The sequence below is a fragment of the Mesorhizobium sp. ES1-6 genome (genome assembly GCF_020164775.1).
Classification (GTDB): Bacteria; Pseudomonadota; Alphaproteobacteria; order Rhizobiales; family Rhizobiaceae; genus Mesorhizobium.
In genome coordinates, this window is the sequence record NZ_JAIUGU010000001.1 from 383,238 (window position 1) to 406,798 (window position 23,561).

The following is a 23,561-nucleotide window of genomic DNA, read 5'->3' on the forward strand; positions in this document are numbered from 1 at the left end:
AATCGCTTAAACAGGCCGGACCAAATTCCCCGAGGTGACAAATGCCGCGCATTGCCTATGTGAACGGGCGCTACATCGCTCATGCCGATGCCGCCGTGCATATCGAGGATCGCGGATATCAGTTCGCCGACGGCGTCTACGAGGTCTGCGAGGTGGCGCGCGGCTTCATCGTCGACATGCCGCGCCACCTTGCCCGGCTTAACCGCTCGCTGACCGAACTGTCGATCGCCTGGCCGGTGACGCGCAACGTGTTGCCGCTGATCCTGCGCGAGGTGGTCAACCGCAACCATGTCGTCGACGGTCTGGTCTATGTTCAGGTGACGCGTGGTGTCGCCAGCCGCGATTTCGTTTTTCCGTCGGCGGACACCAAGCCGGCTTTGGTGGTGACAGCCAGGAAGGCGGATCCTGCCGCCGGCACGAAACGCGCCGAGACCGGCATCGCGGTCATCACCGTGCCGGAGAACCGCTGGGACCGTGTCGACATCAAGACCGTCGGACTGCTGCCCAATGTGTTGGCCAAGCAGAAGGCCAAGGAGGCGGGCGCGCAGGAGGCGTGGTTCGTGGATACCGATGGCAACGTCAAGGAAGGTGGCTCGTCGAATGCCTGGATCGTTACCAGGGACGGCGTTCTGGTCACCCGGCCGGCCGAACATGGCATTTTGCGCGGCATCACGCGCACCACCATGTTCGAAGTCGCGGCAAAGCTCGGCCTGAAGATCGAGGAGCGTGGATTTTCCGTCGCCGAGGCCAAGGCGGCCCGCGAAGCATTCATCAGTTCGGCGACGACTATTGCCATGCCGATCGTGGCCATTGACGGTGATCCCGTAGCCAACGGACACCCCGGCTCAATAACACTTTCGTTGCGGCAGGCCTTTTTTGACATTGCGGAAAAAAGTCCAGCCTGATAACCGCTCAGGTGGAATGAACATCAATATATCTCGTTCTGCTTGTCGTTACTGACGGCAAGAGGGTGTTTGCGCGCTTGACATGTGCCCGCTAATTTGGCGCATTGGCTGCAAACCGAAGGGGATCGGCGAAAGACAAAAACAATGGCGGAACGATCGCAAAACCTTCAGGACCTGTTCCTGAATTCAGTTCGCAAGAGCAAGAACCCGCTCACCATCTTTCTTATCAACGGCGTGAAGCTGACCGGCGTGGTCACTTCTTTCGACAATTTTTGCGTCCTGTTGCGCCGCGACGGCCACTCCCAGCTCGTCTACAAGCACGCCATTTCCACGATCATGCCGAGCCAGCCGGTTCAGATGTTCGATGGCGAGGAAAGCCAGGGCGCCTGATTGGCACGTGAGAAGGACGCGGACGGCACGGTTCGCGGAAAACCAGCACATCATCCCGGGACGGTAGCCGAAGCCCCGACCCGGGCTGTTGTCATCGTGCCGGTGCTTACCCGCCAGCAGCGCGGCGATGACGACACGAACCGTCCCCGGCTGACCCGCTCGGCCGAGGCGCGCCACGACGAAGCAGTCGGCCTTGCCCGCGCCATCAACCTAGATCTGATCCATACGGCGGTCGTGACCGTCAACGACCCTCGCCCGGCGACGCTGCTGGGCAGCGGCAAGGTCGAGGAGTTGGCCGAAATCGTCAAGGAAGGTCACGCGGAAGTGGTCATCGTCGACCACCCGCTGACGCCGGTGCAGCAGCGCAATCTCGAGAAGGAATTCAACGCCAAGGTGTTGGATCGTACCGGGCTGATCCTGGAGATATTCGGGGAGCGGGCGCGTACCAAGGAAGGCACGCTGCAGGTCGAGCTTGCCCATCTCAACTACCAGAAGGGCCGCCTGGTACGCAGCTGGACCCACCTGGAGCGCCAGCGCGGCGGCGCCGGCTTCCTCGGCGGTCCCGGTGAAACGCAGATCGAATCCGATCGGCGGCAGTTGCAGGAAAAGATCATAAAACTGAAGCACGAGCTGGAAACCGTGCGCCGCACCCGTGACCTACACCGCGCCAAGCGCAAGAAGGTGCCGTTTCCGGTGGTGGCGATCGTCGGCTACACCAACGCCGGCAAGTCGACGCTGTTCAACAAGCTGACCGGAGCAGGGGTGCTGGCGCAGGACATGCTGTTTGCCACGCTTGATCCGACCCTGCGCCGCGTGCGCCTGCCACATGGCACACCGATTATTCTTTCCGACACGGTCGGCTTCATTTCGGACCTGCCGACGCATCTGATCGCGGCTTTCCGCGCGACGTTGGAGGAGGTGGTCGAGGCCGATCTGGTCATCCATCTGCGCGACATTTCCGATCCCGATACGGCTGCGCAGGCCGAGGACGTCGAGCGCATCCTCGCCGACCTCGGCGTCGATGCCAGCGACACCAAGCGGGTCATCGAAGTCTGGAACAAGATCGACCTTCTGGACGACGGCAACAGGCAGCGGCTGCTAGCCGACGGTGCCGACGGCAGCAAGGAACCGCCAATTGCCGTATCCGCGGTATCGGGCGAAGGCATCGATGCGCTGAAGGCCATCATCGAAACCCGGATGGCCGGCGAGCTCGAAGATCTGACGGTGACGATCGAGCCGGCACAGTTCGGCTTGGTCGACTGGCTTTATCGCAATGGTGACGTCGTTTCGCGGACTGACAATGACGACGGCAGCGCTACCCTTTCGCTGAAGGCCACACAAAGCGCCCGCGAAGAGATCGAAAGCCGACTGCGTCGCAAAAACAACGGGTAACGCGCGTAAATTCCGGGAAAATTGTATCGCGTTTCTCGTAAGGAATTGCCGGGCCTACTTCGCGGTCTTTGCTTCCTGCCAGAGCGCTTCCATTTCTTCCAGCGTAGCTTCCTCCAGCGAGCCGCCTGATTTGTCCAGGGCCTGCTCGACATAGTGGAAACGTGAGCGGAATTTCTCGTTCGTGCCGCTGAGTGCTGCCTCCGAATCGAGCTTCAGATGGCGGCCGAGATTGACGACGGCAAACAGCATGTCGCCGAACTCGTCCTTGATCTCGGCCGTTTCACCTTTGGCCAGTGCCTCGCGCAACTCCCCGATTTCTTCCTCGATCTTGTCCAGGATGGGGGCAGCCTCGCTCCAGTCGAAGCCGACGCGGGCGGCTTTTTCCTGAAGTTTCAGGGCTCGCGTCAAGGCGGGCAGGGCGACCGGAACGCTGTCCAGGAAGCCCTTGCCATTGTCCTCGGGGTCGAGGCCTCGCGCGAGGCGGGCTTGTCGCTTCTCGGCCTTCTCCTGCGCCTTGATCTTTTCCCACATGCCCTTGGCCAGGCCGGCGCTGCGGGCCTTTTCGTCGCCAAAGACATGCGGATGGCGGCGGATCATCTTGGTGGTGATGGCCTGGACCACGTCGCCAAAGGCGAATTCGCCGGCCTCCTGCGCCATCTGGGCATGGTAGACGACCTGCAACAGGAGATCGCCAAGCTCGTCGCGCAAATCGTCGAGATCGCCGCGTGCGATGGCATCGGCCACCTCATAGGCTTCCTCGATCGTATAAGGCGCGATGGTGGAGAAATTCTGCTCGATATCCCACGGGCAACCGGTCTTCGGCGCGCGCAACGCCGCCATGATCTCGATCAGGCGTGAAATGTCTTTCGATGGTGTCATGCGGGAATGCTATCGCGCCGACGCCGCGCGGCCAACGCTGTCAGCCGGGAAGGGGACCTTGTCCACAGTTGCACCGTATCAGCTTCGTCAGTCCAGCACGGAAACGATCGCCTTGGCGAGGTCATCCATGCCGTCCTCCGGCAGGCCTGCCACGTTGATGCGGCTGTCGCCGACCATGTAGACGGCGTGCTCGGCGCGCAGCCGTTCGACCTGCGCTTCCGTGAGGCCGAGCCTGGAGAACATGCCGCGATGGCTGGCAACGAAGTCGAAACGGTCGGAGTTGGATTGCCGGCGCAGTGCCTCGGCGAAAGCCACGCGAAGCCGCAGCATGCGCAGGCGCATCTCCTCGAGTTCGGCTTCCCAGTCGGCACGCAGCGCGGCGTCTTCCAGCACGATGCGTACCGCGGCCGCGCCATGGTCCGGCGGCATCGAATACATGGCGCGCGCCGCCGACAGCATCTGGCTCATCGCGATGTCCGCCTGCGCGCCGTCCCGGGCCAGGACCATCGCAGCACCGACACGGTCGCGGTAGACGGCGAAATTCTTCGAACAGCTCGACGCGACAACCATTTCCGGAACTTTCGCCGCCAGCAGCCGCAAGCCGAGGGCATCGGCCTCCAGGCCATCGCCGAAGCCCTGATAGGCGATGTCGACAAACGGCAGCAGACCGCGCTCGACGACAAAATCGGTCACGGCCTCCCACTGAGCGGCGTCCAGATTGGCGCCGGTCGGGTTGTGGCAGCAGCCGTGCAGCAACACCACGTCGCCGCTCTGCGCCGTCCGCAGCGCCGCCAGCATGTCGTCGAAACGAACCGCGCCCGAAGTCGCGTCGAAATAGGGGTATTCGCGGATTTGCAGGCCGGCGGCCCGCATCACCGGCATATGGTTCGGCCAGGTCGGGTCGGAGACCCACACCGTCGCGTCCGACCGTGTGCGCTTGAGCAGTTCCGCCACCAGCCGCAGCGCACCGGAACCGCCAGGCGCCTGTGCCGCGCGGATGCGCGCCATGTCGGCGCCCGGACCAAAGGCGAGCTTGGCCATGACTGTGTTGAAGCCGGTATCGCCGGCAAGGCCGAGATAGGTCTTGGTGTCCTGACTATTCAACAGCCGCTTCTCGGCCTCGCGCACGGCGCGCATGACCGGCGTCTTGCCGTCGCGATCCTTGTAGACGCCGACGCCGAGGTCGACCTTGCCAGGACGTGGATCGGCGCGATAGAGCCCGATCAGCGCGAGAATCTTGTCGGCGGGAGCTGGCTGCAGGTCTTCGAACATCATTATGGTTCCGTTGGCGCGGCGGAGTGATACGCAAATTGGCTACGTTTCACCAGCGGTTTTGATTGCGCCGGCACCTGTTGGTGCGGCTTTCAACCACTTCAGAGAAAGCATGCTCCATGCTCGTCCGTTTGACCATGATCTGTGCCGGCGCCACGGCGGCGACCCGGAAAGGATCGTTTCCGGCCGATGAGTCGCTGGAGCCGAGATCGCTGACCTCGGCCACGGCGATGCGCGGGACGCTGCGCCGCGCCGATCGCGTCTGGACCGCGCCGGCGCTGCGGGCTCGCCAGACCGCCGAGACGTTGGGGCTGGAAGCATCGGTCGAACCGCTGCTGGCGGACCAGAATTACGGACGGTGGTCAGGCAGGAGCTTCGAAGAGGTGCGGGCGCAACAGCCGGATGAGATCGTTGCCTGGCTTACCAATCCCAATACCGCCCCGCATGGTGGCGAGTCGCTGGCCGATGTAGCGGGCAGGGCGTCAAAGCTGATGGATGGATTGATTGCCGAAGCCGGCCACACCATCGCCGTGACGCATGCCAGCGTCATCCGCACCGCTATCCTGCACGTTCTCGGCGCGCCGCTTGCCGCCAGCGCGAAGATCGACATCGAACCCTTGAGCATCACCGATATTCGCAGCGACGGCCGCCGGTGGGTGCTGCGCGCTTGTGGCGTGACGGTTCCCAAAACGGCAAATCCGCGCCAGGCTTGAGTGCGGCGTCGGATGCCCGGCGAAAAATTTGGCGGTAGCCGGGATTAAAATCCCCACGTGCTCCGTAAACAGGGCATGAAACGGTCGATGCCACGCTTTGACATCATAGGACAGCTCGGGTCGCTGCGGCGCTACGCGCGCTCGCTGACGCGCGACGGCGTCGAGGCCGAGGATCTCGTACATGACGCGCTGGTGCGTGCCTATGAGCGGCGCGGCACGTTCCGCTCGGGCGGAAACCTGCGAGCCTGGCTGTTGTCGATCGTCCACAACACCTTCATCGACAGGGTGCGCTCGCGCCGGTCGGAAGCCGCGCGCCTCGAACAGGCCGGATATCTGGCCGACAGCAGCACGCCGGCGCCGCAGGAGCATTCGGTGCGCCTTGCGCAGGTGCGCGAAGCCTTCTTCAGCCTGCCGGAAGAGCAGCGCTCGGCCCTGCATCTGGTCGCCATCGAGGGCCTTTCCTACCAGCAGGCCGCCAATGCCAGCGGTTTACCGCTGGGCACGCTGATGTCGCGCATCGGCAGGGCGCGGGCCGCCTTGCGCCAGATGGAAGACGCACCGGCGCGCGGCAAAAATCATCTCAGGATCGTGGGAGGCGACTCATGACCACTTTGGTCTACCCGGTCACAGACGCCGATCTCGACGCCTATGTCGACGATCAACTCGATGTCACCCGCCGCATCGAGGTCGAAGCTTTCCTGTCCGCGCGTCCGGAGACGGCCGCGCGTGTGATGTTGGATCTCAGGACCCGCGACGAGCTGCGCGTGGCGCTCGCCGGCTCCCAGGGCATGGCGCGGCCGGCGACGGCCGATGCCGCGCGGCGGCTGGAGAGGGGGCTTGGCCGGGGCCGCATCTTCGGCGTGCTGCAGCGTGCGGCGACGGTTGCCGCCCTGGTCGGCGCCGGCTGGCTGGCCAATGGCATCATCGGACCGATGTCGGTGACCAAGGTTATCGCCTCGCCGCAGCCGCCTGCCTATGTCGATGAGGCCGTGCGGGCACACAGGACGACACTGGTGCGTGAGAGCATGCCCTCGCAAACCGAGGCGCCCAATTACAATGCCGGCGAGATCCGCGCCGCCACCGCCATCGTCATGCCATCCCTGCCGAAGGACTGGAAGGTCCGCGACGTGCAGATCTATCCGTCGCGCTTCGGACCGAGCGTCGAGATGGCCGTCGATACGAAGGATATGGGCCTGGTGTCGTTGTTCGCGATCCGGCCGGGCAGCTTCGACGTGGTCAAGCCGACCGTGGCGCCTTCGGGCGATATTTCGTCGGCCTATTTCCAGATCGGAGAGGTCGCCTATGCGGTTGTCGCGAAAAGCGGGGTCCATGACCTCGACCGCGCCGCGGAGACGCTCGCCAGAACGCTTTACTGATCGACCCGCAAAGGAGAATTGAGATGAATACCCCAAATATGGGATACCGCGTCGGCGCGGGCGCCCGGTCCGGAGCCGTCTACGACGAAGGCCTGCGCCAGCACATGCTGCGCGTCTACAACTATATGGGCCTCGGCCTTGTCGTCACCGGCCTTGTCGCCTTCATGGTGTCGTCGACGCCGGCGCTTTACGTGCCGATCTTTTCCAGCCCGCTGAAATATGTGGTGATGCTGGCGCCGCTCGCCTTCGTGCTTTTGTTCTCGTTCAAGATGCAAACCATGTCGGCATCGAGCGCGCAGGCGATGTTCTGGGCCTTCTGTGCTGTCATGGGCCTGTCGCTGGCCTCGGTGTTCCTGGTCTTCACCGGAACCAGCATCGCGCGCACCTTCTTCATCGCCGCCACCATGTTCGGCGCCACCAGCCTCTACGGCTACACGACCAGGCGTGACCTGACCCAGTTCTCGTCATTCCTGATCATGGGCCTGATCGGCGTGGTGATCGCCAGCATCGTCAACATCTTCCTCGGCTCGACCGCGCTGCAGTTCGCCATCTCGGTGATCGGCATCGCCGTGTTCATCGGCCTGACCGCCTGGGACACGCAGACGATCAAGGAACAGTATGCCGAGAATTTCGACGGCGAATCGCGCCAGAAGCTCGCCGTTTTCGGCGCCTTCTCGCTCTATCTGAACTTCATCAACATCTTCCAGTTGCTGTTGAATTTCACCGGTGAGCGCGAATAGTCCGGACCGTAGCAGGCAACAGCTTTGAGTCTTGGCGTGGCCGGAGGGAACCTCCGGCCATTTTCGTTCGAAAGACGTCTGGCTCGCACCGCCGCCTTGAGTTCACGCCCGACCATTTGCTAGCCTGCCGGCCAAGCCAGACAAACCGCGAGGACAAATGGAACAGGACGGCCTGACGCTTCATGGCGACGGCATATCGGCAACCATCCTCGCACACGGCGCCGAGTTGGTTTCCCTGCGGGATGCACGAGGATTTGAGTTCCTGTGGCAGGCTGGACCGGCCTGGCGGCGCCATTCACCGGTGCTGTTTCCGATCGTCGGCCGGCTGAAGGGCGATCAGCTGCGCCATCGCGGCCAGACCTATTCGATGACGCAGCACGGCTTCGCCCGCGACAAGCCGTTTGCCTGGGCGCAGAGGAGCTCGCGATCCTGTAGCCTGCTGCTCACCGACGACGCGGAGACCCGAACGCATTACCCGTTCGCATTTCGCCTTGCCGTGACCTATGCGCTGGGTGAGCGGCAACTCGAGATACGATTCGAGATCACCAACACCGGCGACGAGCCGATGCCGGCGTCGATCGGGGCGCATCCGGCGTTCAACTGGCCGCTGCTGCCGGAATTGCCCAAGCAGGCCTACCGGCTGACCTTCGCCGAACCAGAGCGGGCACCAATCCGCCGCCTGAAGGAAGGCCTTCTGCTTCCGGCGGCGCAGCCGACGCCTGTCAAAGGCAATATCCTCGAGCTCTCCGAGCGGCTCTTCGATGAGGATGCCGTGATCCTGGACAGCCCAGCCAGCCACAGTGTTCGCTACGGCGCCGATCGCGGCCCGGCGATCGAGGTCTCATGGCGGGGATTTCAGGAACTGGGCATCTGGTCCAAACCCGGCGGCGCACCGTTCCTGTGCATCGAGCCCTGGCACGGGATCACCAGCCCTGTCGATTTCGACGGCGAGTTCGCCGAGAAGCCGGGTGTCATGCTGATCGAGCCGGGCGCCCGGCGCGTGCTGAACTACCGGATAGGCTTCAGCCGGGAACCGTAAGCCATGGCGTATGCCATCAAGGCCGAGATCAGGGACCCGCGGTCGGAGGCCTTCGTCTTCGCCGCCCAGAAAACCATGTATGGCGGCAAGCACATCGCCGAGGGTGACATCGTCTTCCTGTTCGCCAGCGAGAACGAAGGCGGGCAGGGGCTTGTCGCGCGCGGCGTCGTGACATCCGCCGGCACCGTCCCCAAACGTCTCGAACTCGAGCGGCAGACGCCACGCGTCAGCGTTTCCATTCGCCGTACCGCCCTGGCGAGCGGACGGTTGGGCCGCGATGAACTCAAGCGCTTTAAGGACTGGAAGGATGGCCGGCCCGAAACCGAGCTCAACTTCAAATTCTATCGCCAGGCAACGAACAAGATCGTCGGCGTCTCGGATGCGCCGGCGGCTTTTCTCGACGCATTCTTCTAGACTAAGTCCGGTTGTTTGCCCCCAAAAAGAAAGCCCGGCGCAAGGCCGGGCCAACCCAATCGGTGTTGTCGATCAATCAATTGCCGAACTTGTAACTCAACCGTGCCATGACCACATCGGCCCGGGCCTTGATCTTGAATGTCTCCGGATTGCTTCCGAGCGAGCCGTCGTCGAACACATTGGGTCCCGTCCCGCTCTTGGAACCGAGATCGATGTGCGTGTAGTCGACGCCAAGGATCAGCTTGTCGGTGAGGGCGTAGTCGATACCCGCGCCAACCGCATAGCCGTTCTGCCACCCGCTCTGCTCATAGCTGACGCCTTGAGCCTGGGAACAACAATCATATGCCCTGAAGCTGACTTCGCCGCCAGCGTAGCCGCCCTTGGCATAGACCATGAACCGATCGAACGCATAGCCAACCCGGGCAACCACCGTCGCGTAATGCTTCAGCTTGCCTGTCTCGGTATCGCTGTCGGGAAAGTAGGGGCTGGTGATTGTCTTGTCGATGCCGGTGGCGGTCCAGCTTGCTTCGCCGCCGAAGACGAACTGGTCCCACTGGGTCTGGTAGCCTATGTGAGCGCCTCCCGCGATGTTCGTTTCGCTGAAACTGAAGTCCGAACCCGCCCCGCCGGGAGTGATGATGTCGGTGAAGAATCCGCCACCCGGCGTCTGTATGTCCGTCGCCTTGATGTGGCCGTTGGCAACACCAATATGCGCGCCGGCATAAAAACCGCTCCAGTCGTAAGCCGAACCGGCGACCGGCGCGGCCAAATCCGCGGCCGATGCCGCTGTTGCGCTGAGCCCTGCCAGCGCCAGTATTGCCAGAATTTTCACTTTCGTCTTCTCCATCCCGCCAGAATTCGATGACGTCAGTATATGCGCATACTCTGAAATCATGTGTGATGTTTCAGTCGCACTGCCTGAATATTCATCAATCGCTCATACTGAAAGGCCGGATTTCAAACCCGTCGCACAATGGTTCCGATCACATTTACGAGAGCCCGGGCGGCGGTAAGCGCCGACAGATTGTCGATGTCGGCGGGAGGATAGAACTCGACGAGGTCGAAACCGGCGATTTTGGCCCGCCTGCCAAGGCCGGCGATCAGGTCGATCAATTGCGTGTAGGTGAGGCCGCCTGGCGTACGCGCCGCCACGCCCGGCATGATGGAAGGGTCGAGGCTGTCGAAATCCAGGGTGACGACAACCCGCGCTGCTTCCGGAATATGCCGCAGGGCGGCTTCGACACCTTGGGTGTGGATCTCGCGGGCGGTCACGAAACGGCTGCCGTAGCGTTGTGCCGCTTCGATTTCCGCAAGGCGGGCGCTGCCGACGCTGCGGAGACCAACCTGCACCATGCCGGCGACATGCGGCATCTCGCTGGCGCGCCGCATCGGGCTCGAATAGCCGTAGCGCTCGCCATGCACCTCGTCGCGCCAGTCGATATGGGCATCGATCTGCAGGACCCATACCGGACCTTGGTCCGCAAAACCGGCGAGGAAGGGGATGGTCACCGAGCAGTCGCCGCCGAGCAGGATGGGCACAGCCGGCAAGGCCAGGATCTCGCGCGTCTTGGCCTCGATCCGGGCGCGATTGCCGGCATTGTCATGCATGGTCGTCGAAATGTCGCCGGCATCAATGCAACAGACCGACTTGCCGTCAAACAGCGGCCCGCCGAGATCGAAATCCCAGTGTTCGACGAGCCCGGCATCGTCAAGGCTCGCGGCACGGACGGCGTCGGCGGCAAGGGCATAGGCGCTGCTGTCCTTGCCGGGATAGGTGCTGCCGTGACCGGCGCCGAAGATTACCGAACGAGGCGTCACACCATCGGCGAGGCGATCGGGCAAGCCGAGAAAGGAAGGTCGAGCGGTCATTTCTTGTGCCTTTTGCGTCCAGCCGAAGCGCGGTGAGCAGATTGGGGCAGGGTAGTTGGTTCGTCAGCCGGATTCCACAGCCGAAACCGCCCGCCGCATGGGCTCGGGCAGGCGAGTTCGTCTCTTATGAACTGAACGCAACCACACGGGATAATTTTGGTGACAGAGGGCCTGATCCCGTAAGGCGATTTTGTGAAATCAGGCAGGAACGTAAGTCAACCTGATGACGTCTCCGCCGATCCGGTCGCTGGCCACGAGGCGCAGCCGCGGTCGGGGGGCGGCGAAAAACGGCTTGCCGCGACCGAGTACGACTGGGTGGACGTAAAGTCGATATTCATCGACAAGCTCGGTCAAACTTCGCGCCAGGCCCGGTCCGGAAACCGAAATCTCGCCCGGCAGTTCATCTTTAAGCCTGCGCACCGCAGCCTCCGTGTCATCCCCGACAAGTGTGGCGTTAGGGCCGACAGACTTCAGCGAGCGCGACACGACCCATTTCGGCTGCCGCCGCCATGCCGCTGCAAAGTCGCGTAGATCCGGAGTCCATTCAGGCCGGTCTTCGTCCCAGTAGCGCATGATCTCGTACATATGGCGACCGTACAAACTGCCGGTTAGCCCGTGCACGTGTTCGATCCAATGACGAAACAGCGCCGCATCAGGCGCGAATTTGTCGTGGTCGACGTATCCGTCCAGCGACACGTTCATTCCGAAGACGATCTTCGCCATGTGCAAAATCTCCGCTCGTGTCAGCTATGCGGGACCAATCCACGCGATCCTTCTACAAGACGAACGAAACCGAAGCGGCCCGACACGTGCCCAAATTTTTTCTGATGAGGGCTGTTGCTGCCGCGCGCCTTCAACTTTGCGCCTGCATCCATAAGTCGCATAAGATAGATTATGGAACTAACACGTGGGCACAGATCGGGGATTGGCGGCGTTTTGGCCATTGGCGGCAAGCGTCTCGAACTTCAAGTCACACTTCACGACTTCGAGTTCTCGAACGTTCGAACGGCAAATTGAAAACTACCCGAGCCGCTGTCTCTATCGTCCTGACTCGTATGGGATTTCTATCACCATGCCATCATAGGCCGGTTCGACATTGTCGGGCGTCTCGGTCATCACGGCGGTGTAATCGAGCGGCACGTGCATGTGGGTCAGCACCGCTTTCGCAGGCGAAAGCGCCGCGATCCAGTCGAGCGCTTGGCCAAGCGAGAGATGGCTTGGATGCGTGTTGTATTGCAGCGCGTCGATGACCAGCATGTCGAGGCCTTGCAGCCGTTCCGCGGTGGTCTTGGGAAAATCGCTGATATCGGGACAGTAAGCGAGGCCGCCGATGCGGAAGCCGAGCGAGATGATGTCGCCATGGATCTGGGGCAGCGGCTCGAAGGTGAGGGCACCCCCCTCTCCTTCGATCACGACCGGCCTGGCATGATCGATGATGTGGGCATCGACGATCGGCGGATAGGAACTGCCTGGCGGCGTCTCGAAGCAATAGCCGAATGCCTCGCGCAGCCGCAGCATGGTCGGCTCGTCGGCATGGATGTCGATGCGATGGCGCTGCTCCAGCACATAGCCGCGCAGATCGTCGATGCCGTGGATGTGGTCGGCATGCGGGTGCGTGTAGATCACGCCATCGATGCGCCTGACCGAAGCCATCAGCATCTGCTCGCGGAAATCCGGCCCGGTGTCGATGACGACCGTGGTACGGCCGCCACTGGCACCAATGCGCTCGACAAGTGCCGCCGTGCGCATGCGCCGGTTCCTGGGGTTGGCGGGATCGCAATTGCCCCAGTCGCCGGTGATGCGTGGCGTGCCTGGCGACGATCCGCAACCGAGAATGGTCAGGCGCAGCCGGTCGCTCATGCCTCGAGCGCTCGCTGGTCGGGGAGGGGCATTTTTCCAAACAGCCGAAAGAAATTGTCGGTCGTCACTGCCGCGATTGCAGCCTCGCTGACGCCGATTGTCTCGGCCAGCACCTTGGCGGTCTGCGCGACATAGGCCGGCTCGTTGCGCTTGCCGCGAAACGGCACCGGCGCCAGATATGGCGCGTCGGTCTCGACCAGCAAACGGTCGTGCGGCACATCCACGGCGATAGCGCGCAATTCGACCGAGTTCTTGAAGGTGAGGATACCCGAGAACGACACGTAGCCGCCTAACGAGACGCCGACCTCGGCGAGCCGCCGTCCCGAGGAAAAACAGTGCAGGATGAACGGGAAGGCGCCCTTCCCGGTCTCGTCCTCGAGAATGGCGGCCATGTCGTCGTCGGCATCGCGCGAGTGGATGACGAGAGGCAGCCCGGTCTCGCGGGCGGCGGCGATGTGGGCGCGAAAACCTTGAGCCTGCGCATCGCGTGGTGCCTTGTCGTAGAAATAGTCGAGCCCGGCTTCACCGATCGCCACTACCTTGGGATGAGCGGACAGGCGGACAAGGTCGGCGGTGGTGACGTCGAGCTCTTCTGCCGCATTGTGCGGATGGGTGCCCACCGAGCAATAGACTTCGTCGAAAGTCTCAGCGATCTCAATGATTTGCTGAAACCGCTTCACGCGCGTGGAGATCGTCACCATACGGCCGATACCGGCGGCCTTGGCGCGGGCGACAATCGCCGCCCGCTCCTCGGCGAAATCCGGAAAGTCCAGATGGCAATGGCTGTCGACGAGCATCAGGCGTCCGCGTCCGGCTTGTCGTAACGCGGAAAGACCCCCACTGGCGCCGGCAATGCCGTACCGGACACCAGTGCATGGTCGGCATGAACATGCACGAAGTCACGCGCGTCGGCGGGCACCGCCAGCAGATCGAGCAGCTTGCCGGCCGATCCCGGAATGTAGGGCTGGCACAGGACCGCCACGCGCCGCACCACTTCGGCCGTCGTCCAAAGCACCGTTTCCATGCGCTCCGGGTTGGTTTTCTTCAACGCCCAGGGTTCCTGTCCGGCGAAATACCGGTCGGCCTCCGCCACCACGCCGAAGATCGCCGCCAATGCCAGATGGATGCCTTGCTCGGCCATTGCCTTGCGCGCGGTGGCGAGGGCGTCGACCGCCTGATCCAGGATCGCCTTGTCGGCTTCCGTCAGATCGCCGCGCTTCGGCACCACGCCGCCGCAGTTCTTGGCGATCATCGACAGCGAGCGCTGCGCCAGATTGCCGAGACCGTTGGCAAGATCCGCATTTGTGCGGTTGACGATCGCTTCATGGCTGTAGCTTCCGTCCTGGCCGAATGGAACTTCGCGCAGGAAGAAATACCGCACCTGGTCGAGCCCGTAATGTTCCACCATGGTGGACGGGTCGATGACGTTGCCGACCGACTTCGACATCTTCTCGCCGCGGTTGAACAGGAAGCCATGGCCGAAAACCCGCTTCGGCAGCGGAATGCCGGCCGACATCAGGAAGGCCGGCCAGTACACCGCGTGGAAGCGCACGATGTCCTTGCCGATGATGTGCGCATCGGCTGGCCATAAACGCCAATCATCAGCCTTTTCATCGGGATAGCCGACACCGGTGAGGTAATTTGTCAAGGCGTCGACCCACACATACATCACGTGTTTTTCGTCGCCAGGCACCGGCACCCCCCAGTCGAAGGTGGTGCGCGAGATCGATAGATCCTTCAGCCCCGACTTGACGAAGCTCATCACCTCGTTGCGGCGCTCGGCCGGGCCGATGAAGTCGGGCTGGTTTTCATAAAGCGCGATGAGCTTGTCCTGATAGGCCGACAAGCGGAAGAAATAGCTCTCTTCCTCGACCCATTCGACCGGCGTTCCCTGTGGCCCGTAGCGGACATCGTCGGAGCGGACCTCGGTTTCCTCCTCACCGTAATAGGCTTCGTCGCGCACCGAGTACCAGCCGGCATAGCCGCCCTTGTAGATGTCGCCATTGGCGGCCATCGCCTTCCAGATCGCCTGCGACGCCGCGTAATGCCGCTCCTCGGTGGTGCGGATGAAATCGTCGTTGGAGGCGTTGAGCGCGGTCGCCATGCGCTTGAACTCGGCGGAATTACGGTCGGCCAATTCGCGCGCCGAAATGCCTTCGCGCTTGGCCGTCTGCAGCATCTTGATGCCGTGCTCGTCGGTGCCGGTGAGGAAGAAGACTTTTCTGCCGTCGAGCCGCTGGAAGCGGGCAAGCGCGTCGGTGGCGATCAGCTCATAGGCATGGCCGATATGCGGCTTGCCGTTCGGATAGGAAATCGCGGTCGTGATGTAGAATGTGTCGCGTGACATGAATGAACCGTCATGAATGTCTGAATGGAAGCCGTGGCGGTGGATATCGCATCGGAATGGCGATTGCCATCCCGAGACCGATGCATGCCACCAAAAGTGGCCCCGGTTTTGAGGCAACGGCATGCACCAAAAAGGCCGTCACATTCGCATTGCAGAATTCAGGCGGTCGATCATGGTCAGGGCGTGCTGCTTCTTGTCGAGATTGTAGGTGTCGGTCTCAGATATCGCGTCCAGCGCCTCATGCCATGTATCGGACAGCGTTTTGGCCCGCTGGAGATTGCCGGCCAGCGCCGCCTGGCTTGCCGCGTCCGACAGAAGGTCCAGCGCGCGACGGTTGAAGATGTCGAACTGGATCGCCTGGTCTCTGCCCGCGACGGCTTCGGCCAGGCGATAGGCGCGGCCAATATCGCCCTTACCCGTCGCCACCAGGCCATCGAGTGTCTGCGCGATCTCCAGCCCGCCATACTGCGTCAACAGAATCGCGTTGCGGGCGCTTCCCCCTGCCCGCTCCACCAATGCGGCTCGCGCCGCCGGATCGTCCGGCGGCGGCGGCTCCGCGGTCTCCAGCACCGCCATCAGTTCGTTGGCGTCGAGCGGCGTCAGCCGCACCACCTGGCAGCGCGAGCGGATCGTCGGCAGCAGGCTGCCAGGCGCATGGACGATGAGAATGAACAGGGTTCGTGCCGGCGGCTCCTCGAGATTCTTCAGCAAGGCATTGGCCGCATTGGCATTCATGTCGTCGGCCGGATCGACGATGACCACCCGGTAGCTGCCGTCGTGCGAAGTCAGCGACAGGAAGCGGCTGACCTTGCGGATTTCGTCGACGGTGACGACGGTCTTGAAGCTCTTGGTCTTGTCGTTCAACGGGCGGGTCAGATGCAGCACGCCTGGATGCGCCCCGGTGGCGATCTGGCGAAACAGCGGCGAGGCCGGATCGGGTACCGCAAGATTGCCTGGCGCCTGGTCGAAGGCCGGATGCTTTAAAAGGTGGTGGGCGAGATGGAAGGCAAGCGTCGCCTTGCCGATCCCGACCGGTCCGGCGAAGATCAGCGCGTGCGGAAGCTTTCCCGCGCGATAGGCGGCGGCGAGCATGGAGCCGGCCTGGCCGTGCCCGACCAGACGCGGCGTTTCGGAAGGTTCCGGCACACCGTCCAGCGTGTCGTGTTGTTCAGGCGCGATGCGTTCGAAGATCATACGGGTGCGGCCTGCCTGTTGCGCGCGGGTGCCCTTGCCTCCAGCGCCGCGAACACGGCCGCGGTGACGACGTCCTCCACCGTGTCCGGATCGGCGGACGCATCGATGACGACGCAGCGTTCCGGCTCGGCCGCCGCGATCGCCAGGAACGCTTCGCGGCGGGCCTGGTGAATGGCCAGCGTCTCCTTTTCGAAGCGGTCGGCATCGGCATCGCTGCCGCGCCGCAATGTCGCGCGCCTCAAACCTTCGGCCGGGTCGATATCGAAGATCAGCGTCATGTCGGGCATCATGCCGTTGATGGCGACCTGTTCCAGCATGGCCATGAAGGCCGGATCGATCCCCCCGGTGACGCCCTGATAGACACGCGAGGAATCGAGGAAGCGGTCGCAAAGCACGATCGAGCCGCGTTCGACCGCCGGCCGGATGACCTGCTCGACATGATCGGAACGCGCGGCGGCGAAGAGCAGTGCTTCCATTTTCGGCCCGAACGGTTCGGCGGCACCCGAAAGCAGCACATGCCGAACCGCTTCGGCGCCCGGCGAGCCGCCCGGTTCGCGCGTGCGCAGCACATCATACTTCTTGGCGCGCATCTTTCTGGCCAGTCGCTCGATCTGTGTCGACTTGCCTGCGCCTTCGCCGCCTTCGAAGGTGATGAAAAATCCGCGCGCCAACCGGGAGGCCTTTGTCAGTGTTTGAGTGGATTGTTGCGCTCTAGATAGTCCGCGTTCGGGAAAAAATCCATGCCGTAGGTGCTATCGCAGCCAGCCGATCGCCAGCTCCTTGACGGCATCGAGGGCTCGTTGCGGCAACGTGCCGACGCCGATCGACTCGGCGGCGAACAGCGGCGTCTCCTGGCTGAGCGTATCGCCAATCCAGACGCGCAGTGCCCCCACCGGCTGCCCCTCCTCCACGGGAGCTGCGACCGGGCCGGTGTAGACGATCCTGGCGGTCAGCTTGTCGCGGTTGGTGATCGGCAGGAAGATGTCGATCGGACCTTTTGCTTTCAACGTCACGCCGGATTTCGCACCGCCAAAGACCTGCGCCTCCCCGACCACCTCATCCTTGGCGAAGATCTCGGTCTTCTCGAACGAACGAACGCCCCAATCGAGCAGTTTGCGCGCCTCTTCGGCACGCTCCTTGTCATTGGCCAGCCCGCTCATTGCAGCGACCACCCGCTTGCCGTCGTGGCTGACCGAAGCGACGATGCCGAAGCCGGATGTCTCGCTGGCGCCGACAGCAAGGCCGTCGGCGCCGATATCCATGGTCAGCAGAGGGTTGCGGTTCCTCTGCGAGATCTTGTTCCAGGTGAAATCCTTCAAGCCGTAATACCGATAGAAATCCGGGTATTCGCGCCACAGATGCAGGGCGAGTTGCGCCAGTTCGCGTACGCTTGTCTGCTGGCCATCGGCCGGCAAGCCGGTCGAATTGACGAAAGTCGACGTCTTGAGGCCAATCTGGCGCGCGCGTTCGGTCATCTCTCCGGCAAAATTGTCCTCGGATCCGGCCATGCCTTCGGCGATGACGATGCAGCCGTCATTGGCGGCCTGCACGGTCACCCCCTGGATCAGGTCCTCGATCCGGATCGCCGATTTGAGCTTGGCGAACATCGTCGAGGTCCCCGATGGCGCGCCACCTTTGCGCCAGGCGTTCTCGCTGACCACGAACGTGTCGTCGAGTTTGAGGCGCCCGGACTTGAGGGCGTTGAAAACCACTTCCATCGTCATCAGCTTGGCCATCGAGGCCGGCGGAATGGGTTTGTCGGCATCTTTCGCAAACAGCACCGTGCCGGTGTCGGCATCGATCATGAAGGCCTGTGCGGCCTTGGTCTCGAAAAGCTGCGCGCGGGCCGGCGAAAGCGTAAGCAGGAGGCTGAGGAGAAAAAAAACGGCAAAAGGCGGAAGCAAGCGAAACTGCATGAAATTCGACCCGTTGGCCGGCCCCTCCGGCGTGCCGAAACTATCGGGCTTTTTCGGCGACGGATCAACTGCCGACGGCGGCCGGATCTGGATCAGTCGCGCACGGCCAGCGCGTCGGGCGCGCCATGCGACCATGCCGCCTTCAGCAACTCGTCCAGGCCGCCATGACCGTCCGGATAGAGGTTGACCGCGTACCAGTCATTGCCGTCGAGATCGGACCGCTGGATCTCTATTCTGCCGAAGGGCTTCAGTGCCGAGGCCACACGCTTGGCTTCGGCGGCATCGTCGAACGTGCCGGCGGCGACATAGTCGGAGCTGGACGGCGCCGCTTGGCGGCTGGTCTTTTTCCACGACCGCAGTATGTCGGCGGGCGACATGCCGCTGTCGTCCAGCGCGGCAAAGACATCCGCGCGATGGACGCGTTCATCGGCATAGGATAGCGATGCCATGGCAAAGGGCGATTGCGCCGGCAAGCCGATCTCCGGCCGCTCGGGCACAACCGGTCCAAAATCGGGCAGCGGCAGATCGCCGAAGGCCGGCGACTGCACGGACATCTGTCCCTGCACCGAGGCTCCGGCATCGGTCAGCTGGCCTGGAAACGGCACGGCGGCAGCACCGACAGGAAGGCTTGGCGACGGTCCGTTCATGGCCACCATGACGCCGGTCGGCAAGCCATCCGATGGATCCGGTATCCGGTTGCCTGGATGGTAGGAGGCCATCAAATACTGGTCGTCATTGCCGTCGAGCGGTGCGCGGCCGACATATTCGACCTTCACTTTCGCGGTGCCGACCTTGTCATAGTCGAGCATCTGCGCCGCCCGCTCCGAGACGTCGATGATGCGGCCCTCGTGATAGGGGCCGCGGTCGTTGACGCGCACGATGACCGAACTGCCGGTTTCGAGGTTGGTGACGCGGGCATAGCTGGGCAGCGGCATGGTCGGATGCGCGGCCGTCAGTTGTGCCGTGTCATAGACTTCGCCATTGGCGGTCAGCCGGCCATGAAAGGCATCGCCATACCACGAGGCCAGGCCCACCTTGGCGTACTTCTTGTCTTCCTTGGGATAATACCACTTGCCGCGCACCTGATAGGGCTTGCCAAGCTGGTCGCGGCCGCCGCCGCGCCGCATGAAGGCAACGCGCGGGCTGGCCTTCACGCCATATTCCGTCTCGGCGAAATATTCCTTGGAGCGGGTCTTTTTGTAGACCATGCCTTTCGGCTCGGGCTGCGACGCGCAAGCGGCAAGCAATGCAGCCGACGCCGCAAGCAACGCAACCGTGGCAACGCGACGAAGACGCGGATGCGTCACAGCCTGCATTCTTGATTGCCCCCTAAAGTCTCTACCAAACGACGTCGTATCCGACCACCGGAGGCGCCAAGCGCTCACTCGACAATGTCAACGACGTCTTGGACCTCGATCCTTTGTGCGCAGGAATTGTTTATCACGGTATTAAGCGATTGTGGCCGGAACCGGGCAAGATTGTGACGCTGCTTGTCCTGTCCGGGGCTTGGAGAAGGGCCGCTTCACGCAAGCCGGTTGACAGGCCTTTGCCGGGCACACTAGAGCAGTGCCGGCAGTCACCGGAGGGATGGCCGAGCGGTTTAAGGCACCGGTCTTGAAAACCGGCGTGGGCGCAAGTTCACCGTGGGTTCGAATCCCACTCCCTCCGCCAGAACCATGTACTTCAATTGCCCCAAGACGGCTATTTGCGCTTGTGACGTAGCCGTTACCTGCCCGGAAAATCGGTAAGAAAGCCCAAGCCCACTGGCTGGAACGTTGTACAGGTAGGCGCGTTGTCGCGCATGCTCAAAAATATCGCCTTCGCCGCGCTCCTCATACAAGTCGCCGCCGTCTCGGCATTGACCACCCAAACGCTGCTTTTTTCATCGGCGTCCACGCAGGCATCGAACGTTCCGCCCGATGAACCTGTCGCCACCGCGAAAGACTGCGCGAAGGCCACCTGGCCGGATTTCCCTGCTTACTTCGCGCCGTGCAGAAGCTTGGCCTTCAACGCGCCGTCCGCGGCAATGAAGGCGTATTAGGCGGCGATTGCAAGCTATCGCAATGCCAAGGCCCCGACCTGCTCAATCGGACTGCTGTGTGCGTTCCGCGATGGCAAATGCCTGCAGGTTCCTGGCCTTGCCGATATCCTGATCGGCGTTTGCGATGATCGAGAAGAAGGCTGCTCTCGCAATATCCTTCTTCGAGGCCTTGGGGTGGGCCTTCCGGGCAGCTTTGACAAGCTGCTTGGGAGACATGTCGGGCGTGACGATCCTCATGAGGGTGTCGCCGATCGCACTCAATTCAGTTGCGTCCATGATGGGCGTTCCTGTGCTGACCGTAGTGCCACAATAGCAAGGACAACTCGCGACCGACAATATGGTTCTCGAAATGAAAAACCCCACCGGCAGGGACCGGAGGGGTTAGTCCTGGGAGGACGCGCGTTTCGCTGCGTTCATCAAGCGCGCGCCGACCAGATAGCGTCGGGTTGCGACAAGGATGTGACACCGGCGAGCGCCTTTGTCTCATGACCAGCCTCGCGGGCGCGACCCTGGAGGCCTGCGTCAAGCCTTTGGAAAGGAGACATGTGGTTCTGTCGGAAAGCTGAAGCGCGAGTGGCGCTGGCCAAAGGCAAGGCGATAGAAGCGGTCGAATGGACATCTTTGGCATCAAGGGGCTGTTGATCTGTGCGCTGATCTTCATTCCGTTCGAGCATCTGTTTGCCGAGCGGCCGCAGAAGATCCTGCGCAAGGGCCTGGGCGTGGACTTGATCTATGTGCTGTTTAACGGCCTCGTCATAAAAGCGGCAATAATCCTGATAGCGGCCAACACGCTCGAAGCCGCCGCGATGCTGGTCCCGCAATCGATAACGCAAGCGGTCGGCGGTCAGCCCATCTGGCTGCAGGTCGCCGAAATCATCCTGATCACCGATATCGGCGTCTACTGGGCACACCGTGCGTTTCACCAGATTCCCGCGCTTTGGAAGTTCCATGCGGTTCATCACGGCATCGAGGAACTGGATTGGCTCGGTGCATTCCACTCTCATCCCGTCGACGCCCTGCTCACGAAGGCTATTTCGCTGACACCGATCTTTTTTCTCGGCTTCTCCGAAACCTCGATCGCCGTGTTTTCCGCCATCTACTTCTGGCACACGCTGCTTGTTCATTCGAACCTGCGCATTCCGTTCGGCCCCTTGAAATGGCTGATCGCCAGCCCGCAGTTCCATCGCTGGCACCACGCCAACCAGCGCGAAGCCTATGACAAGAACTTCGCCGGACAGTTGCCCTTCCTCGACGTGGTTTTCGGCACGTACAATGCCACCGGCAACAAGGTGCCCGCAAAGTATGGCGTCGATGATCCAGTGCCCTCCAGCTACTTCGGACAGATCGGCTATCCGCTGCGACCCCGCAGGAAACGATCGAATCCGGCAGTGCCGGACAGCGAAGCCCTCCATGAAAGCCAGCCTCCGCGAAACAGCCAGGATCAGGCGGCGACAAGCGCGGTCAATATCGGCGGTTAGGCAACAATCTCGCCCTCGTGTCGACCAATGGCAGGAGAGATTCCCTCGCGGGTGGTCTCGGCGGGTGCCAGCAATGAATGTAGGCCCGGTGTATTTGCCACGAGGCTGTACGGCATGGATTATCGCGACGACGACCTCAAGAAATTCGAAGCGCATGGCGCTGCCCCTTTGCCGGTCGCTACGGAGCAAGGCCAGGTGGAGCACGATGGTGCGAAAATCCGGTATGCGACGTTTGGGACGGGTTATCCCGTGATCCTGTTGCATGGCGGCCTCGGCCATAGCGGCAATTGGGGATTTCAGGTCCCCGCATTGGTCAGGCACGGCTATCAGGTCATCACCATCGACAGCCGAGGCCATGGACGCAGCACCCGCGACGAGCGGCCGTACAAATACGAACTGATGGCTTCGGACGTCCTGGCGGTGATGGATCGCCTGCAATTGAACAAGGCTATCGCGGCGGGGTGGAGTGATGGCGCCTGCGTTGCCCTGATCCTTGGCATGAAGGCCGCCGATCGCATCGCGGGTGTGTTCTTCTTCGGTTGCAATATGGATCCCAGCGGGACCAAGGACTTCGAGGCCAGTCCGGTCATCGAGCGGTGTTTCGGCCGGCACAAAAAGGACTATGCCGAGCTGTCGGCCACCCCAGGTCAATTCGATGCGTTTGTCGAAGCTGTCGGCCTGATGATGAAGAGCGAACCCAACTATTACGCGGCCGAACTGGGAAAGATCCGCGTGCCCGTTGCGGTCGTCCAAAGCGAGCACGACGAGTTTATCAAGGACGAGCACGCCACCTATCTGGCTCGCAGCATACCGGCATCGGAATTGATCATGCTGCCCGACGTCAGTCATTTCGCGCCCTTGCAGCGTCCCGAACAGTTTAACCGCGTGCTGTTGGCTTTCGTCGAAAAAATTCATCCTTGAGCCCTGCCACACAGCGTTCCGGATTCCCGCTCTGGCGGGCGCGCGCCACCATCTCCGGGGGGCTTTTCACGCCGAATCGGCTAGATCTTGCGATATGAACGAGACCTCACTCTATGCGCCGGTGAAGCGGTTCCTCGAAAATCTCGACTTCGTCGTGAAAGGGGAAATCGGCGGCTGCGATATCGTCGCGCTACGCGAGGGGGAGCCGCCGATCGTCGTCATCTGCGAGCTGAAGCTGCAGTTCAACCTCGAACTGGTTCTGCAGGGCGTCGACCGTGCGGCTGCGTGCGATGAAGTGTGGCTGGCGGCGCGCATGTCGGCGCGCGGTAAAGGGCGCGAAAGCGATGCCAGGTTCCGCAACCTTTGCCGCCGGCTCGGCTTCGGCTTGATTGGCGTAACCGCCAATGATCGGGTCGAAGTGCTTCTCAGTCCGATCGCCTTGGCGCCTCGTAAGAATGCGCGACGGCGTTCTCGCCTCGTTGACGAGCACCAGCGTCGTCGCGGCGATCCGGTGGCTGGCGGCGGATCGCGCAATCCGATCATGACCGCCTACCGGCAAAGTGCCCTCGCCTGTGCCGCCGCGCTTGCCGACGGCCCCAAACGGCCGCGCGATCTGAAAGTCGTGACGCCGATCGCACCGAAGATTCTGCAGCACAATGTCTATGGTTGGTTCGCAAGGGTCGAGCGCGGTCTCTATGATCTCACGGATGCCGGCCGCGCCTCGCTGCTTCGTTGGCCGCAGATCCCGCACGATGAGGCCCGACACGAGATTTTGATTGCGCCGGACCTCTGAATGCCGGGGTTTGGTGAGCATG

The 23,561-nt window shown here is 62.4% G+C and carries 26 protein-coding genes and 1 tRNA gene; 14 read left to right on the forward strand and 13 right to left on the reverse strand.

The features are described 5' to 3' along the window. Positions 1 to 41 precede the first annotated feature (41 nt). From LB564_RS02070 to hflX, 3 genes are all read left to right on the forward strand, one after another. Positions 42 to 905, forward strand: a complete 864-nt coding sequence (locus tag LB564_RS02070; protein ID WP_140701159.1) for a D-amino-acid transaminase — start codon at positions 42 to 44, stop codon at positions 903 to 905. A gap of 144 nt (positions 906 to 1,049) precedes the next feature. Then, positions 1,050 to 1,295, forward strand: coding sequence for an RNA chaperone Hfq (gene hfq / locus LB564_RS02075; RefSeq protein WP_006202172.1), 246 nt, complete (start codon positions 1,050 to 1,052; stop codon positions 1,293 to 1,295). After that, complete coding sequence (gene hflX, locus LB564_RS02080; RefSeq protein WP_224534609.1) at positions 1,296 to 2,687, forward strand: GTPase HflX; 1,392 nt, start codon at positions 1,296 to 1,298, stop codon at positions 2,685 to 2,687. A 54-nt stretch (positions 2,688 to 2,741) separates the two neighbouring features. Here hflX and mazG read toward each other — a convergent pair whose 3' ends face one another. Beyond that, positions 2,742 to 3,566, reverse strand: a complete 825-nt coding sequence (mazG, locus tag LB564_RS02085; protein ID WP_140701163.1) for a nucleoside triphosphate pyrophosphohydrolase — start codon at positions 3,564 to 3,566, stop codon at positions 2,742 to 2,744. Positions 3,567 to 3,653: 87 nt separating this feature from the next. Further along, positions 3,654 to 4,838: an aromatic amino acid transaminase gene (locus LB564_RS02090; protein ID WP_224535392.1), complete on the reverse strand. Its 1,185-nt coding sequence runs from the start codon at positions 4,836 to 4,838 to the stop codon at positions 3,654 to 3,656. 119 nt (positions 4,839 to 4,957) lie between these two features. On the opposite strand from LB564_RS02090, the gene LB564_RS02095 reads away from it, so the two are divergent. From LB564_RS02095 to LB564_RS02120, 6 genes are all read left to right on the forward strand, one after another. Continuing rightward, on the forward strand, positions 4,958 to 5,551 hold the full coding sequence (locus tag LB564_RS02095) for a histidine phosphatase family protein (protein WP_224534610.1): 594 nt from the start codon (positions 4,958 to 4,960) through the stop codon (positions 5,549 to 5,551). A 75-nt stretch (positions 5,552 to 5,626) separates the two neighbouring features. Further along, a complete protein-coding gene (locus tag LB564_RS02100; protein WP_411910182.1) occupies positions 5,627 to 6,157 on the forward strand; it encodes a sigma-70 family RNA polymerase sigma factor in 531 nt (176 codons plus the stop codon). Next, positions 6,154 to 6,927 carry an anti-sigma factor family protein gene (locus LB564_RS02105; RefSeq protein ID WP_224534612.1) on the forward strand — a complete coding sequence of 258 codons (774 nt, stop codon included), beginning with the start codon at positions 6,154 to 6,156 and terminating at the stop codon, positions 6,925 to 6,927. Before LB564_RS02100 ends, LB564_RS02105 begins: the two co-directional genes overlap by 4 nt. 23 nt (positions 6,928 to 6,950) lie before the next feature. Then, positions 6,951 to 7,667, forward strand: a complete 717-nt coding sequence (locus tag LB564_RS02110; RefSeq protein ID WP_140701172.1) for a Bax inhibitor-1/YccA family protein — start codon at positions 6,951 to 6,953, stop codon at positions 7,665 to 7,667. A gap of 157 nt (positions 7,668 to 7,824) precedes the next feature. Further along, entirely contained in the window at positions 7,825 to 8,706 is an 882-nt protein-coding gene (locus LB564_RS02115; RefSeq protein WP_224534613.1) for an aldose 1-epimerase family protein, read from the forward strand. A gap of 3 nt (positions 8,707 to 8,709) precedes the next feature. Then, positions 8,710 to 9,120: a hypothetical protein gene (locus tag LB564_RS02120; RefSeq protein WP_224534614.1), complete on the forward strand. Its 411-nt coding sequence runs from the start codon at positions 8,710 to 8,712 to the stop codon at positions 9,118 to 9,120. 76 nt (positions 9,121 to 9,196) lie between these two features. On the opposite strand, the gene LB564_RS02125 is transcribed toward LB564_RS02120, so the two are convergent. The 10 genes from LB564_RS02125 to LB564_RS02170 form a co-directional block, all read right to left on the reverse strand. After that, positions 9,197 to 9,967, reverse strand: a complete 771-nt coding sequence (locus tag LB564_RS02125; RefSeq protein ID WP_224534615.1) for an outer membrane protein — start codon at positions 9,965 to 9,967, stop codon at positions 9,197 to 9,199. Positions 9,968 to 10,077: 110 nt separating this feature from the next. After that, positions 10,078 to 10,989 carry an agmatinase gene (locus LB564_RS02130; protein WP_224534616.1) on the reverse strand — a complete coding sequence of 304 codons (912 nt, stop codon included), beginning with the start codon at positions 10,987 to 10,989 and terminating at the stop codon, positions 10,078 to 10,080. A gap of 198 nt (positions 10,990 to 11,187) precedes the next feature. Then, positions 11,188 to 11,712: a dihydrofolate reductase family protein gene (locus LB564_RS02135; protein WP_224534617.1), complete on the reverse strand. Its 525-nt coding sequence runs from the start codon at positions 11,710 to 11,712 to the stop codon at positions 11,188 to 11,190. A 315-nt stretch (positions 11,713 to 12,027) separates the two neighbouring features. After that, positions 12,028 to 12,849: an MBL fold metallo-hydrolase gene (locus tag LB564_RS02140; RefSeq protein WP_224534618.1), complete on the reverse strand. Its 822-nt coding sequence runs from the start codon at positions 12,847 to 12,849 to the stop codon at positions 12,028 to 12,030. Beyond that, entirely contained in the window at positions 12,846 to 13,646 is an 801-nt protein-coding gene (locus tag LB564_RS02145) for a TatD family hydrolase (protein ID WP_224534619.1), read from the reverse strand. The genes LB564_RS02140 and LB564_RS02145 overlap by 4 nt, the downstream gene beginning before the upstream one ends. Next, entirely contained in the window at positions 13,646 to 15,196 is a 1,551-nt protein-coding gene (metG, locus tag LB564_RS02150; RefSeq protein WP_224534620.1) for a methionine--tRNA ligase, read from the reverse strand. The genes LB564_RS02145 and metG overlap by 1 nt, the downstream gene beginning before the upstream one ends. A gap of 138 nt (positions 15,197 to 15,334) precedes the next feature. Beyond that, positions 15,335 to 16,390 (reverse strand): DNA polymerase III subunit delta', encoded by a 1,056-nt coding sequence (locus LB564_RS02155; protein WP_224534621.1) that lies wholly within the window; start codon positions 16,388 to 16,390, stop codon positions 15,335 to 15,337. Further along, a complete protein-coding gene (gene tmk, locus LB564_RS02160) occupies positions 16,387 to 17,061 on the reverse strand; it encodes a dTMP kinase (RefSeq protein WP_224534622.1) in 675 nt (224 codons plus the stop codon). The genes LB564_RS02155 and tmk overlap by 4 nt, the downstream gene beginning before the upstream one ends. Before the next feature lie 81 nt (positions 17,062 to 17,142). Continuing rightward, positions 17,143 to 18,306, reverse strand: a complete 1,164-nt coding sequence (locus LB564_RS02165) for a D-alanyl-D-alanine carboxypeptidase family protein (RefSeq protein ID WP_224534623.1) — start codon at positions 18,304 to 18,306, stop codon at positions 17,143 to 17,145. 92 nt (positions 18,307 to 18,398) lie between these two features. Further along, a complete protein-coding gene (locus LB564_RS02170; RefSeq protein WP_224534624.1) occupies positions 18,399 to 19,622 on the reverse strand; it encodes a septal ring lytic transglycosylase RlpA family protein in 1,224 nt (407 codons plus the stop codon). Between the two features lie 265 nt (positions 19,623 to 19,887). Between LB564_RS02170 and LB564_RS02175 the strand changes: the two genes are divergently transcribed. Beyond that, positions 19,888 to 19,977: transfer RNA gene (locus tag LB564_RS02175), tRNA-Ser, on the forward strand. 130 nt (positions 19,978 to 20,107) lie between these two features. Then, positions 20,108 to 20,347 carry a hypothetical protein gene (locus LB564_RS02180; protein WP_224534625.1) on the forward strand — a complete coding sequence of 80 codons (240 nt, stop codon included), beginning with the start codon at positions 20,108 to 20,110 and terminating at the stop codon, positions 20,345 to 20,347. 42 nt (positions 20,348 to 20,389) lie between these two features. On the opposite strand, the gene LB564_RS02185 is transcribed toward LB564_RS02180, so the two are convergent. Next, entirely contained in the window at positions 20,390 to 20,623 is a 234-nt protein-coding gene (locus tag LB564_RS02185) for a hypothetical protein (RefSeq protein ID WP_224534626.1), read from the reverse strand. Positions 20,624 to 20,958: 335 nt separating this feature from the next. Between LB564_RS02185 and LB564_RS02190 the strand changes: the two genes are divergently transcribed. The 3 genes from LB564_RS02190 (at position 20,959) to LB564_RS02200 (ending at position 23,539) form a co-directional block, all read left to right on the forward strand. Next, positions 20,959 to 21,825 carry a sterol desaturase family protein gene (locus LB564_RS02190; RefSeq protein ID WP_224534627.1) on the forward strand — a complete coding sequence of 289 codons (867 nt, stop codon included), beginning with the start codon at positions 20,959 to 20,961 and terminating at the stop codon, positions 21,823 to 21,825. 114 nt (positions 21,826 to 21,939) lie between these two features. Next, positions 21,940 to 22,746 (forward strand): alpha/beta fold hydrolase, encoded by an 807-nt coding sequence (locus LB564_RS02195; protein ID WP_224534628.1) that lies wholly within the window; start codon positions 21,940 to 21,942, stop codon positions 22,744 to 22,746. Between the two features lie 94 nt (positions 22,747 to 22,840). Next, positions 22,841 to 23,539: a DUF2161 domain-containing phosphodiesterase gene (locus tag LB564_RS02200; protein ID WP_224534629.1), complete on the forward strand. Its 699-nt coding sequence runs from the start codon at positions 22,841 to 22,843 to the stop codon at positions 23,537 to 23,539. Positions 23,540 to 23,561: the final 22 nt, after the last annotated feature.

What these genes read in the sequence shown, in the direction of transcription:
- LB564_RS02195 (WP_224534628.1), top strand. Translation starts at nt 21,940, where the DNA reads ATGGATTATCGCGACGACGACCTCAAGAAATTCGAAGCGCATGGCGCT.
- LB564_RS02130 (WP_224534616.1), bottom strand. Translation starts at nt 10,989, where the DNA reads ATGACCGCTCGACCTTCCTTTCTCGGCTTGCCCGATCGCCTCGCCGAT.
- LB564_RS02170 (WP_224534624.1), bottom strand. Translation starts at nt 19,622, where the DNA reads ATGCAGGCTGTGACGCATCCGCGTCTTCGTCGCGTTGCCACGGTTGCG.
- LB564_RS02140 (WP_224534618.1), bottom strand. Translation starts at nt 12,849, where the DNA reads ATGAGCGACCGGCTGCGCCTGACCATTCTCGGTTGCGGATCGTCGCCA.
- LB564_RS02190 (WP_224534627.1), top strand. Translation starts at nt 20,959, where the DNA reads ATGGACATCTTTGGCATCAAGGGGCTGTTGATCTGTGCGCTGATCTTC.
- LB564_RS02145 (WP_224534619.1), bottom strand. Translation starts at nt 13,646, where the DNA reads ATGCTCGTCGACAGCCATTGCCATCTGGACTTTCCGGATTTCGCCGAG.
- LB564_RS02120 (WP_224534614.1), top strand. Translation starts at nt 8,710, where the DNA reads ATGGCGTATGCCATCAAGGCCGAGATCAGGGACCCGCGGTCGGAGGCC.
- LB564_RS02115 (WP_224534613.1), top strand. Translation starts at nt 7,825, where the DNA reads ATGGAACAGGACGGCCTGACGCTTCATGGCGACGGCATATCGGCAACC.
- LB564_RS02070 (WP_140701159.1), top strand. Translation starts at nt 42, where the DNA reads ATGCCGCGCATTGCCTATGTGAACGGGCGCTACATCGCTCATGCCGAT.
- LB564_RS02100 (WP_411910182.1), top strand. Translation starts at nt 5,627, where the DNA reads ATGAAACGGTCGATGCCACGCTTTGACATCATAGGACAGCTCGGGTCG.
- LB564_RS02155 (WP_224534621.1), bottom strand. Translation starts at nt 16,390, where the DNA reads ATGATCTTCGAACGCATCGCGCCTGAACAACACGACACGCTGGACGGT.
- metG (WP_224534620.1), bottom strand. Translation starts at nt 15,196, where the DNA reads ATGTCACGCGACACATTCTACATCACGACCGCGATTTCCTATCCGAAC.
- LB564_RS02165 (WP_224534623.1), bottom strand. Translation starts at nt 18,306, where the DNA reads ATGCAGTTTCGCTTGCTTCCGCCTTTTGCCGTTTTTTTTCTCCTCAGC.
- LB564_RS02200 (WP_224534629.1), top strand. Translation starts at nt 22,841, where the DNA reads ATGAACGAGACCTCACTCTATGCGCCGGTGAAGCGGTTCCTCGAAAAT.
- LB564_RS02095 (WP_224534610.1), top strand. Translation starts at nt 4,958, where the DNA reads ATGCTCGTCCGTTTGACCATGATCTGTGCCGGCGCCACGGCGGCGACC.
- LB564_RS02110 (WP_140701172.1), top strand. Translation starts at nt 6,951, where the DNA reads ATGAATACCCCAAATATGGGATACCGCGTCGGCGCGGGCGCCCGGTCC.
- LB564_RS02090 (WP_224535392.1), bottom strand. Translation starts at nt 4,838, where the DNA reads ATGTTCGAAGACCTGCAGCCAGCTCCCGCCGACAAGATTCTCGCGCTG.
- LB564_RS02135 (WP_224534617.1), bottom strand. Translation starts at nt 11,712, where the DNA reads ATGGCGAAGATCGTCTTCGGAATGAACGTGTCGCTGGACGGATACGTC.
- hfq (WP_006202172.1), top strand. Translation starts at nt 1,050, where the DNA reads ATGGCGGAACGATCGCAAAACCTTCAGGACCTGTTCCTGAATTCAGTT.
- LB564_RS02180 (WP_224534625.1), top strand. Translation starts at nt 20,108, where the DNA reads ATGCTCAAAAATATCGCCTTCGCCGCGCTCCTCATACAAGTCGCCGCC.
- mazG (WP_140701163.1), bottom strand. Translation starts at nt 3,566, where the DNA reads ATGACACCATCGAAAGACATTTCACGCCTGATCGAGATCATGGCGGCG.
- LB564_RS02105 (WP_224534612.1), top strand. Translation starts at nt 6,154, where the DNA reads ATGACCACTTTGGTCTACCCGGTCACAGACGCCGATCTCGACGCCTAT.
- LB564_RS02185 (WP_224534626.1), bottom strand. Translation starts at nt 20,623, where the DNA reads ATGGACGCAACTGAATTGAGTGCGATCGGCGACACCCTCATGAGGATC.
- LB564_RS02125 (WP_224534615.1), bottom strand. Translation starts at nt 9,967, where the DNA reads ATGGAGAAGACGAAAGTGAAAATTCTGGCAATACTGGCGCTGGCAGGG.